The organism is Acinetobacter sp. YH12120 (assembly GCF_013418795.1).
GTDB classification, from domain to species: Bacteria; Pseudomonadota; Gammaproteobacteria; order Pseudomonadales; family Moraxellaceae; genus Acinetobacter; species Acinetobacter towneri.
The window spans coordinates 147,270-158,979 of sequence record NZ_VPBI01000005.1 but is presented as its reverse complement, the minus strand read 5'-3'; the positions used below and the strand labels follow the sequence as shown (position 1 = coordinate 158,979).

Genomic DNA, 11,710 nt, shown 5'->3' with positions numbered 1-11,710 from the left:
ACTGGCAGTACTTTTATAATCATGAACGACCTCATATGTCAGTAAATGGTTGTCCACCTATTTTTAAACAATAACAAGGCTTTAGATTTTCTACCCATTAATTCAATTAAAAATGGGGGTATTACCTCACAACCAACATTTGATAAATATTTCTTTACCCAATACCAATCCGCAACACCCACCAAAAGAAGGGAAAAAGGCTTTTGTAACCTTCAAAATTCAGTTCAAACGAATTTTAGAAACGATTCAAGAAATTTCTGTACAAGAAAATCTCCAACTCAATAAATCACAAATATTAGATATCTCATACGTTATTTTTTACTTTGGTATAGAGGGAAGTTGGACGACATTTATAGTAAATAAACTATCAAGGTATAATGGATTTAATGAAGAATTAGTTATTAAAATTCAGAAAAGGTTAATGGAAAAGGATTTTAGAGGCTGCTTATTGAAAACCAATCAAACTCATTTAAGCTCTTATTTTAGAAATATGTATAATGCTATAAAAATAGTAGATGAATCAACAATCCTAAGTGATTTTGAAAAATACGAGTTAATAAAAATTTACCGTGCTCAACTTTCAAACCCTGAGCTTTATATCCTTTTTTTCAATGTTTTATCGCGTTTTGGAAAAAAATGGCTCCAAAATAATTTTATAAATAAATATGATTTTATTAAAAATATTCCATTTGAATATTGTGACGGATATGACCCTAAACATTACTTTCCATCTATCAAATTCGAAGAGGATGAATATTGATTTAAGTACTAACGCACAGAAAGGTGACATGGATGTAGCCTGTTCGTTAGGCACACGGACGTGCCCTCTAACGAACAAAGGATTTTTGTTACTTTTGATCCTTTAAAAGTAAGGCAAACATTTTAATTATTAGAATACCCTCATCCCAATCTTCTCCCAAAAGGCATAGGTATCTACACAAATAAATCACTTCATCCCAAAAATTAACTTTAATCCCAATACTGTCATGACCGCCCCTGCTGCACGGTCAAAAATAGCCTTAAACTTAATATAAGCCTGACGCGGTTTTTCTGCAGACAAAGCCACTGCAACCAATGAACACCAACCTGCATCAATAAAGAAACACAAAACTGGCAACACCACATAGAAATAAGTTGGAATTTCTTTAGGTAATAAAGCAGTAAAAATACTGGCAAGCACGATTGCAATTTTAGGGTTAGATAACTGCGTAATTAAACCTGTGGTAAACGCACGGCGCAGTGACATTTGCTGCCCATCCTCAAGATTGGTTTGAATAGGCGCTTTGGCATGCTTCACAATTTTATAAGCCAAAAATAACAGATATAAACCACCACAAATTTTAAGCAGAAAATATGCAGAAGGCACAGCCAATAAAATAGCCTGCAACCCCATCACCGCCAATAAACCAAAAATTGCGGCACCCGTACCCGTGCCTAAAGCAGTAAATAAACCATGCTTACGTGAAATGGCTATCGAATTTTTTGCCACATAAATAAAGGTAGGCCCAGGACTCATTGCCCCCAACATTAATGCCAAAGCAATAGAGCCTAAAATCAATAATGATTCCAAGATAGACCTCAAGATTAGAATAATTTTCAACTATTTATTTTACTTAAAAAACCATAATAGAAGATATAATTTTTTTGATTTATGTTTATAAATTTATGGATTTTTCAAGCAATTTGATATTTAGTAAAAAACCAAAAATAGAGTAAAAACTCAATTTAATTTTAATATCAAACAGTTAAAACATAGCATATGAACAGTAAAATTTTATTGTGCATCCATTTTTTCTATTAAAGTTTTTTTCTGATAATAATTTATCATCGATTTTTAGCAGAACTTTCATATATTTTTAAAACACATAATCCCATAATAAAATTACGGCTTTAATTTTCTTTAGAATTACAATCGAGGCACATCAGATGCAAAATAAAAGACTGAAAACATTAGACCACTCTAAATCACATCTTTGGATTGTAGGTGGAGGCATAGCTGGTATGGCTGCTGCTGCTTTTGCGATTCGTGATGCTAAAGTGCCAGCCGAACATATCCATATTTTAGAAGAATTGAATGTTTCTGGTGGTTCGATGGATGGTGGACATAATCCGCTTAATCCGAACCAAGCATGGGTCACACGTGGTGGACGTATGCTAACTGATGAAACTTATTTGTGTACTTGGGATTTATTTTCAAGCATCCCATCTTTAGAAAATCCAGACATTTCTGTTCGTGAAGAATGTCGTGAATTTAACGAACAAGTTAAAACCAATGCTCAAGCACGTTTGATCGACTCAAATCATATTATTGCAGAAGCTCAAAAATTGGGATTATCAACGCTCAACCGTGCTCAAATGTTACGTCTACTGGCATTAAAAGAAGATCGTATCGGTAGTCGCCGTATTGATGAATTTTTTGATGATGCATTTTTCCAAAGTAATTTTTGGCGGATGTGGCGAACCACGTTTGCCTTTCAAAAATGGCATAGCGCAGCGGAATTACGCCGTTATTTTCTACGTTTCATTCAAGAATTACCACGCATCCATACCTTAGCAGGTGTGAAACGAACTAAATACAATCAATATGATTCAATGATTCATCCTCTACAACGCTGGTTGGTGGAACAAGGCGTTGATGTTCGTTTCGGTAGTTATGTCACAGATGCAGACTTTGTCGAAGATGCCCAAACGAAGGAACGTAAGGCAACCCAACTTTATGTCAACATTCCAGAAGGCACTGAACAAATTCAACTGGGTGAGCATGATCTTGCGCTCTTTACTTTAGGTTCGATTACGGCTGATTCACGTTATGGCGATAAATTCGATGTTCCTGAGCTGATTCGTGATCGACAAGATCATGGCTGGCGTTTGTGGGAAACATTGGCTCAAAAAGCTCCTGATTTTGGTCGTCCAATGACCTTCTATGGCAACATTGATGAGCATAAATGGAAATCCTTTACGCTCACCATGCATGATGATGTGCTGCTAAAACGGATTATTGATTACACAGGAAATGAACCGGGTACAGGTGCACTCATGACTTGGTTTGAATCTGGTTGGCATCTATCTGTGGTCGTTCCAGCTCAACCGCATTTTGCTGACTTACCAGAAGGTAAATTCACCTTATGGGGTTATGGTTTTGAAATTGACCATATCGGCGATTACATTAAAAAACCGATGAGTGAAGCGACGGGTCAAGAAATTTTAATTGAGTTGATTCATCAACTTGGTTTCGATGACATTTTGGATCATGTGTTGGCACATACTGACATTACCACAGTAATGATGCCTTATGCCTCTGCCCTATTTGCATGTCGTAAAGCAGGTGATCGCCCATTGGTCATTCCAGAAAATGCAGTCAACTTTGCTTTCTTAGGTCAATTCGTAGAGCTTGAAGATGATGTGGTTTTCACTGTGGAATATTCCGTACGTTGTGCCATGATTGCCATTTATCAGCTCTTAGGTGTCGAACGTGAAATTCCAGAGATTTACAATGGTTTACTCGATCCTAAAGTTGGCTTAAATGCTTTGGAAGCAGTTTTTCATTAAATTTTAAAAAGCCATAGGGTAAATTGCTGCCCTATGGTTATTCAACTTATTTTGATAAAACGATCTTTGTACACGACAAAAAAGATAACTCATTGAAATAATGGCATAATACTTGTTTTCTGACGACGAATATGATCACACATTTCAATGAGTTACATCTCATATTAAACAAATATCTAAAGTGGAACAAGTCACATGTAAAATGTTTTACACTGATTATGCCTGCATTAATTGTAAAACAGACATGTAATCTTTCTTTTGTATCTAAAGCCTTACCCATCAAGTGCTTACCACAATCATTTTATCGACGTATACAACGCTTCTTTGCAGATCAGTATTTCGATTATCGTCAAATTTCTCAGTTAATTTTCAATATATTTTTATTCGATAAAGTCCAATTAACTTTGGATAGAACCAACTGGAAATGGGGAAAACGAGATATCAATATCTTGATGTTAGCCATCATCTATCGTGGAATAGCGATACCTATTGTTTGGACATTGCTCAATAAACCAGACCATGTGGAGCAGATTTCCACTGCTGCGGGCTCATAGTTCAGTGTACTCAAACCTGATAATGCCACAGGCAACTCTTTACCAAAGTGGTGCAACGTATTGCGGTACGCATCGCCATTGATCCAGAACAAAAAGGCATGGAAAACCTACGTCCTGGTATGTCGGTAATCACGTCGGTGGATACCGACTCATAAACCAACACTGACATTCTCAATCAAATACATTTACAATGTGGTCAAATTCATTTCTCGTTCGCAAAAAATGTTTGATCACATTGCTTTTCCTACCCCTTATCAAACATTAGAACTTCCCCAGCCTGTTCAACTGACCATCAAACGCCTTGATCAGATTCATCCCCAGATTTCGGGCAACAAGTTTTTTAAACTCAAATACAACCTCTTGGCAGCACAACAGCAAGGTTTTTCTCAAGTCCTCACTTTTGGCGGTGCATTTTCCAATCATATTGCAGCAACAGCTTTTGCAGCACAGCATTTTGGTTTTCAAAGTATCGGCATCATTCGTGGTCAGGAACTTGCGACCCAAGACTTAAATCCTACCCTACAAACAGCGCAAGATTTTGGCATGCAACTGCATTTTGTCAGCCGAGCCGAATATCGTCTGCGCCATGAAGTAGAATATTTACAACAACTTCAACAGCAATATCCTCAAGCCTTTATTATTCCAGAGGGTGGAAGCAATTCCCTTGCCATTCAAGGGACACAGGAAATCCTCTCCCCTGATGATTTAGAAAATTATGACGTAATTTGTTGTGCCGTGGGTACAGGTGGAACTCTTGCAGGCATCATTGAAAGCAGTTCAGATCACCAGCACATTTTAGGCTTTTCAGCCTTGAAAGGTGATTTTCTCAAACAGGACATTCAACAATGGACTGATAAAAGCAATTGGTCTTTAACCGATGCTTATTGTGGTGGCGGCTATGCCAAAACTACAGCTGAATTATTGAAATTTATTCAAAATTTTGAGCAAAAATATCAAATTCCACTCGAACACATTTATACAGGTAAAATGATGATGGGAATTCTTGATTTAATCCAGCACAATCATTTCCCTGCCCACACTCGAATCCTGGCCATTCATACAGGTGGGTTGCAAGGAAAGCTTAAAGCATATTAAAACCCCCACAAATCTTTTATAATTGCTCGCTTTTCGTCTACCGAGTAATACTCATGGTTCATCAGGTTGATGTTGTTGTTTTAGGTGCGGGCGCATCGGGGCTGATGACTGCTTACATGGCAGCACAACGTGGTCGTAAAGTATTGGTGCTAGAAAAAGCCAATAAAGTGGGCAAAAAAATTCTGATGTCGGGTGGTGGTAAATGTAACTTTACCAACTTAGAAGTCGAGCCAAACCATTATATTTCACATAATCCACACTTTGTCATTTCTGCACTCACCCGTTATACCAATTGGGATTTTATTGGTTTAGTCTGCGAATACGGCATTGAATATGAAGAACGCAAACACGGACAATTATTCACTTTAAACGGCGCTAAAGAAATTTTAGCCATGCTCTTAGCCGAATGTGAAAAAACCAAATTGGTCGATATTCAAACCAATTGTGAAGTCAAAGCCGTGAATGCGGTAGATGATCAAGGTTTTCAAATTGCAACGACTTTGGGTTATTTCCAAGCAAGCGCTGTGGTCGTAGCAACTGGCGGTTTATCTATTCCAACTTTAGGTGGCTCTGGAATTGGCTATGAAATTGCTAAACAGTTTGGTCATCGTGTTTACCCGACCCGTGCAGGTTTAGTGCCTTTTACCTTCTCAGACAGCTTTAAAGAAGTCACTACACGTTTAAGCGGTAATGCGGTGGATGCGACTTTATCAAATTCATTGACTAGTTTTACCGAAGCATTGCTATTCACCCATCGCGGTTTGAGTGGGCCGAGTGCCTTACAGCTTTCTAATTATTGGGATGTCGGACAAAGTTTTAAAATTAACTTTTTACCTTACTTAGAACTCTATGACTTTTTTAAAAATAAAAAGCAAAGCAGTCCTAAAGTTTTACTGCGCACCTTACTCAGCGAGCATCTGCCAAAAAGTGTAGTGGCTGAATTACAGCAACTGATTTGGCCTGCACTCTCTGAAACGGCAATTGGCAATATCAGTGATGAAAAGCTAGAACAGATTGCAGCACGTTTAAATGCCTTTGAAGTCAAACCATCAGGCACAGAAGGTTATCGTACTGCCGAAGTCACTTTAGGCGGAGTCGATACCCAAGAAGTTTCCTCTAAAACTATGGAAAGTAAAAAACAAAAAGGCTTGTATTTTGTTGGGGAAGTTTTAGATGTAACGGGACATTTGGGCGGCTATAATTTCCAATGGGCGTGGTCATCTGCACATGCAGCATCGGAGTATGTTTAAGTTTGCTTTTAGATGAAACATGCAAACAAATGAATGTGATAAAAATGATTCTAGTCTAAACAGAATAATATTGATCTTGCCGATCAAATTGCAAAATGACAAAAGCCAGTTTTTTCTAAACTGGCTTTTTCTTTAACACCGTCACGTACTATAAAGACTTAGCAATACGTGAATCCTGTTATTTTATTCTAAATAATCGGTACGAAATAATACCAATTTTGGCGTATTTGCCAAACGTGATTCAGTTTGCTGCATTTTAAGCACAGCATTTTGTTGATGCATAGGTAACGAATTTGCCACTTGAACTTTTAAACTGATACGTAATTTGTTTAGCATATTGATTTCTCTCATTATTGTCATCCTTGCGCGAATTTTAAGACTCAAATATTTCAGCTTGGTTAAAACCCAAGTTTTTTATTTTTCCCTTAAACCCTCATCAAGCTTTCCAAGTTATTGATCTGATTTATCCAAATCAGTCTTTGGCTCATTCCTGCCAAAGTTGATTAATTTTTAACATAATTTAAGAGCTTGGTCTATCCTCTTTTGGATGATTTTTCTCAACATTTTCAGTTGGTTTTGCGGTGGCTTCTGGCTTGGCAAAAACAAATTTATAGGCTGCAACAAAAAAGCCGATGGTGATGCCAGCAATCACGATTGGGGCAAAAAACTTATCGGGTGCTGATTTGGACATTAGTCTTTCCTCTTTTTTAATGAATACCGAAAAGAAATCGACCAATACGGTGATTGGTCGATCATCTTAGCGATTCAAATCAAAATTTGAACAGGTTATTTCGGGTCATTTTTTGGATGTTCATCAACATCTGGTTCAGCCTCACCTGTCGAACCAAATGGGTTATTGACTGGTGGATGTTCAGGATCAACCTTTAACGTATCTGGCACAGCATGATCAGTTGCCGCTTCAGGTGTTGTAGTCACATCACTTACAGACGCTTGTGGCTGCTCAGATACAATAGGTGTCATCACATTTGATGCTGACGTTGCCGTTTCTGTTTTGTGCAACGGATTCGGTTGATTCGCCTCACGTTTGGCTTTATCAATCAAATCAGTTAACACACGTTCTGCAGGTTGACGACCACCTAAACCAAAGGCAAGTGCGAAAGCCACTGCAACAGAACCAAGAGTTAAACCAAAGGCCAAGTTCACAATAGAGTCTGCAATACCCATCGCGCGTAAGCCCATGGCTACCACCAAGCCCATAATTAAAATACGGACTAAGTTTGCCAACCAACGCGAGCTGTTATATTCACCGCGCTGTACCACTTTGGCGACCAAATTCGCTAGCCAGAAACCCACCACCAAAATGACAGCACCCAACAGAATATCTGCACCAAACTGGATAAACATGGCAATCAAGCCGCTGACTTGATCAAAGCCCAAACGGTTCGCCGCTTCAGATACCGCAAATAGCATGGTAAAGAATACGATCAGATAACCAACCACACATGAAATTTTAGTTGTACCTAAAAAGCGCTGTAAGTCGAGTTTGGCAGGAATACCATCGACTCCTGTGCCTGCAACCACTTCCACCACAATATTGGCTACAAAACGCGACACCACATAAGCCAAAATAAGAATCAGACCTGCCGCAATAATATGCGGGATCGCATTCATAATTTCATACAGCATGGCAGTCGCAGGCTGTGAAATGGCTTCAATGCCAAGTGCCTCAAAACCAATAATCAAGGCTGTGATGATCACCAAGGCGAAAACAAACGAACCGAGTAATTTAGGTAAATTTGAATTTTTGAAGATGCCAACTTTTTCAGCATGCTGTTGAATATTCAAGCTACCCAATAAACCTTCGACAATGCCACGAACAATTTTTGCCAGAATGTATCCTACAAAAACAATCACGCCTGCAATGAAGATGTTCGGTAAATACAGCACAACTTCATTCACCATGTTTTGCACAGGGAACAACAGACCGTTTAAGCCTAAAATTGACAGCACAATTGGCAAGAACAGCAATAAAATCAGCCAATAAACAATTTCACTGATATTTTGACTTAAACCACTCACACCGACATCGGCACTGAGTTTTTCATCCAACTGAGTACGTGCCAACAGTTTTTGCATCCCCACTTTAACCAGATTTGCCAAAATCCAACCAATAAAACCAACAGCAACAGCAGCCAGTAAAGAAGGAATAAACAATAAGAACTGCTGAATCATATTACTGAATGGCCCACTGACACTGGTCAGATTCAACACGTTCAACGCACCAATGACTGCAATAATTAAAATTACCCAAAACACGACCCGTGACACAATCACTTCAATATTTGAACGATGCCCCGTTGCATTTGATAATTTTTGATCGGTACCTAATTTTTGTAGAACCTTTTTAATTCCACCCGCAACCAATAATGCAATCACCCACCCGACAAGTAAAATTGCGACTGCAGCTAAAATGGGTTGAAATTGCTCCCAATAATACATGGCATCAAAACCTCTGCCATGTAGGTTCCCATTAAAATAATCATTCATCTTGTTTAATCCTCATGGTGATTAGCTTCATTTTTAGGTTTGCACTACAGCGCAAAACTGCTTTTTATCGATTCAAATTATTGAGTAAAGCTCTACCCACCATAGAATTTGCATATTTTTTATTCAACCTTGGGATGCAGAATCGCAACAATTCTACAAAGGAGGGATAATAAACCTTGCGAAAATCCACAAAAAAGCCCTGCATCTAGGCAAGGCTGAATTTGTAAATACGATTTTTTGACGCTTAGGCTAAACTACCGATCTGTTGCTGTTGCAGTATTGCTGTCCTCTGCACGTGCTTCATCTCCAGCTGTGCCCGTTGTCGTGCTATTTGGCGTTGCTTGTTGTACGGTTGGATTAGGATGTCCAGGAGGTGCTTCGCTCGGACTCGGATTGCGATCCGCCATCATGTAAATCAGCAATGCCAATAAAAAGATTCCCACCAGTAGAAGCATATAGACTAGAATACGTTTTTTTCGCTTAATGTCTTCAGCTGAGTTTACATGAGGTGGTTTATTGAAATCATGCGGCATGTTCCCCTCACTTATGTATTTATCTGATGAATTTTCATACTAACAAGCTCCTCACGCTTATTGTGTGACAATACATAGCAAGATGGTGAAAAGATGTAATATACCTCAAGTACCACCTATGTTGCCCAATATCGACAAAGCTGCCTCTCACGGGGAAATGCGCTATAATCACGTACCGTTTTTTTGTGTACTTTGAACTTTATGGCGTATCGTCAACAAAGTGTATCGCTTGATCTTGACACTGACGTCACTCATCAATGTGCCTTGCACTATACCCGTGATGGGCATCTCATTGGTATTATTGAATTTAGCAAGCCCAGCTATCTGCTCAAATGGGGCGATTTGGAATATTTCCGTCGTCGTACCGAAGAATTTTCGGTCATGCCATTTCCAGATTGTGTGAATGCCATGATCATTGATATTCGCAACATTGCTGCATTTCTGGATAATGAAGTGCCAATTTTACCGTGGCGCTTACTTGAAGAAGAATGTCCTGTGCGTTTGGTGGTTCCTCAAGAGCGCTTAGAGCATTATGCAGGTTTTTTTGAACCGACTTGGCTAAGTAGCGATGTCGATAGCGCGATTCAGGAAATCCGCGAATATATGGATATGTTTGTGCATTAATCTCTTTAAAAAAATTCACTTTCAAGTATTACCCTTAAAAGTTGTTTTCAAACTGGAATCGTACAAAGTAAAAAACCTCATCTGCACCGTTGTAGATGAGGTTTTTATATGAATGGTGAAGATCACCTCAACAACCAATTTTTAGCGAATTGTGAAAATACATTTATTTTCAAAACTCGATTTAGGCAGCCACAAAACCTGCTTAAAACGCACCTGATCTATGCCAAAACTTCGCATTTTCTTAGATGTATAGCGCCAACCGACACAGTCTTGATATTTTTCATATTCAGGAGTCTGCCCTGCAATGGTTGAGCTTTGCTGAACTTTAATTTTCTGAAAAAAAGCGGTTTCCTTTGCACGGATTGGGCCAATATATTCATTATACATTTGTTCCATTTCGGCACTTTCAAATTGCATTTTTTGCAAACTGCCACCATGCCAACCCAACTGACTACGCAAGTTTAAATATTTTACTTTGCCCGCAGGAAACACATAATTGGCACAAGAAGAAAAGCAATACTGCGCAACTTCTACATTAAGTTGATGGTCAAAGACCAAATTGCCCAAATCAATACCTAAGCCGATCTCGCCACCCCGACTGTTGATTTTTAAGGTATCAATTTTATCTGACTGTTTAAGTAATTCCGCTGCACGTGCGTTGGCTTCAGGGCTAAGTGGCCCATCATAAATGAGTACGTGATCTTGCACAGCAACCTGAGTTTCCACCGTTTCAGCCTGTACGGTTTGTGCGACTATAAACATCAGCCCTGCGCTGGCTATATATTTGAACAGTTGATATTTGAATAGTTGTATCACATCCTCACCAATAATTTTCAACTGCAATATTACCTTCCCCACGGCGGTTCATGCTTAAACCACGTGCTTTTAAGGCTTCTTTGGTATCATCAACCATGGCAGGGTTACCGCATAACATCACATGGCTAGTTTCAGGGTTGAGTACACTGCCTGCAGCCTGTTCCAGTTCGCCATTCGCAATTAATACAGGCAAACGATCATGCAAAGCAGCTTGAGGGTCGCGAGTGATAATTGGGATAAACTCAAAGCCTGTATGCCCTTCGCCAAAAGTTTCGGCAATTTCGTGAATTTTATCGACATAAGCTAATTCGGCTTCGGTGCGCACACTATAAACCAAATAGATATATTGATATTTTGTCCACGTTTCAAAATCTTGCAGCATGGATAAAAACGGTGCAAGACCTGTACCTGTGGCCAACAACCATAAATCGTGTGGCGCAGGCAACTGATAACGCGCCAAGGTCAAAAAACCATAAGGGATTTTTTCCAAGTACAGCTCATCCCCCACTTGAAGGTGCTGCAAGTTAGAAGTAAATGCACCAGCTGGCACGACAATCGAGAAAAACTCTAAAGTTTCATCAAAGGGTGATGACACCACCGAATAAGCACGTACTACCAATTCATCGCCCACTTTTAACCCGATACGTGCAAACTGCCCTGCGGTAAATTTAAAATGCGCAGGTCGGGTCATGGTGAAGCTAAACAAGGTGTTGGTCCAACGATGAACCGAAAGCACTTTTTCTAAAGTAAATTTTTCAATTGACATGATTTGAGCGTGGCA

Annotated in this window: 12 protein-coding genes and 2 pseudogenes; 7 read left to right on the top strand and 7 right to left on the bottom strand. The window is 39.1% G+C overall.

The annotated features are described in order from the left end of the window. Positions 1-112 precede the first annotated feature (112 nt). Positions 113-760 (top strand): putative phage abortive infection protein, encoded by a 648-nt coding sequence (locus FTU58_RS05740; protein ID WP_180062194.1) that lies wholly within the window; start codon positions 113-115, stop codon positions 758-760. 186 nt (positions 761-946) lie between these two features. On the opposite strand, the gene FTU58_RS05735 is transcribed toward FTU58_RS05740, so the two are convergent. Continuing rightward, complete coding sequence (locus tag FTU58_RS05735) at positions 947-1,570, bottom strand: LysE family translocator (RefSeq protein WP_180062193.1); 624 nt, start codon at positions 1,568-1,570, stop codon at positions 947-949. Positions 1,571-1,926: 356 nt separating this feature from the next. On the opposite strand from FTU58_RS05735, the gene FTU58_RS05730 reads away from it, so the two are divergent. The 5 genes and pseudogenes from FTU58_RS05730 (at position 1,927) to FTU58_RS05710 (ending at position 6,448) form a co-directional block, all read left to right on the top strand. Continuing rightward, entirely contained in the window at positions 1,927-3,549 is a 1,623-nt protein-coding gene (locus FTU58_RS05730) for an oleate hydratase (RefSeq protein ID WP_104852352.1), read from the top strand. A gap of 134 nt (positions 3,550-3,683) precedes the next feature. Further along, positions 3,684-4,061 (top strand): annotated as a pseudogene (locus FTU58_RS05725) (IS4 family transposase); the annotation flags it as partial. Between the two features lie 6 nt (positions 4,062-4,067). Continuing rightward, positions 4,068-4,258 (top strand): annotated as a pseudogene (locus tag FTU58_RS05720) (HlyD family secretion protein); the annotation flags it as partial. A 67-nt stretch (positions 4,259-4,325) separates the two neighbouring features. After that, complete coding sequence (locus FTU58_RS05715; RefSeq protein WP_167846176.1) at positions 4,326-5,198, top strand: 1-aminocyclopropane-1-carboxylate deaminase/D-cysteine desulfhydrase; 873 nt, start codon at positions 4,326-4,328, stop codon at positions 5,196-5,198. Positions 5,199-5,251: 53 nt separating this feature from the next. Next, a complete protein-coding gene (locus FTU58_RS05710) occupies positions 5,252-6,448 on the top strand; it encodes an NAD(P)/FAD-dependent oxidoreductase (RefSeq protein WP_131261523.1) in 1,197 nt (398 codons plus the stop codon). 183 nt (positions 6,449-6,631) lie between these two features. Here the strand turns inward: FTU58_RS05710 and FTU58_RS05705 are convergent, their stop codons facing one another. The 4 genes from FTU58_RS05705 to FTU58_RS05690 all read right to left on the bottom strand — a co-directional run bounded on the left by FTU58_RS05705 (position 6,632) and on the right by FTU58_RS05690 (position 9,489). Beyond that, on the bottom strand, positions 6,632-6,799 hold the full coding sequence (locus FTU58_RS05705; protein ID WP_004975492.1) for a hypothetical protein: 168 nt from the start codon (positions 6,797-6,799) through the stop codon (positions 6,632-6,634). A gap of 169 nt (positions 6,800-6,968) precedes the next feature. Continuing rightward, a complete protein-coding gene (locus FTU58_RS05700) occupies positions 6,969-7,139 on the bottom strand; it encodes a hypothetical protein (protein ID WP_004975491.1) in 171 nt (56 codons plus the stop codon). Between the two features lie 95 nt (positions 7,140-7,234). Continuing rightward, entirely contained in the window at positions 7,235-8,956 is a 1,722-nt protein-coding gene (locus FTU58_RS05695; RefSeq protein WP_167846178.1) for a mechanosensitive ion channel, read from the bottom strand. A 254-nt stretch (positions 8,957-9,210) separates the two neighbouring features. Then, positions 9,211-9,489, bottom strand: a complete 279-nt coding sequence (locus FTU58_RS05690; RefSeq protein WP_180062192.1) for a hypothetical protein — start codon at positions 9,487-9,489, stop codon at positions 9,211-9,213. A gap of 201 nt (positions 9,490-9,690) precedes the next feature. Between FTU58_RS05690 and FTU58_RS05685 the strand changes: the two genes are divergently transcribed. Beyond that, positions 9,691-10,113 carry a hypothetical protein gene (locus tag FTU58_RS05685; protein WP_004975486.1) on the top strand — a complete coding sequence of 141 codons (423 nt, stop codon included), beginning with the start codon at positions 9,691-9,693 and terminating at the stop codon, positions 10,111-10,113. 141 nt (positions 10,114-10,254) lie between these two features. On the opposite strand, the gene FTU58_RS05680 is transcribed toward FTU58_RS05685, so the two are convergent. Further along, positions 10,255-10,875, bottom strand: coding sequence for a hypothetical protein (locus FTU58_RS05680; protein WP_180061258.1), 621 nt, complete (start codon positions 10,873-10,875; stop codon positions 10,255-10,257). A 58-nt stretch (positions 10,876-10,933) separates the two neighbouring features. Beyond that, positions 10,934-11,695, bottom strand: coding sequence for a ferredoxin--NADP reductase (locus FTU58_RS05675; protein WP_154320449.1), 762 nt, complete (start codon positions 11,693-11,695; stop codon positions 10,934-10,936). Between the last annotated feature and the right edge of the window lie 15 nt (positions 11,696-11,710).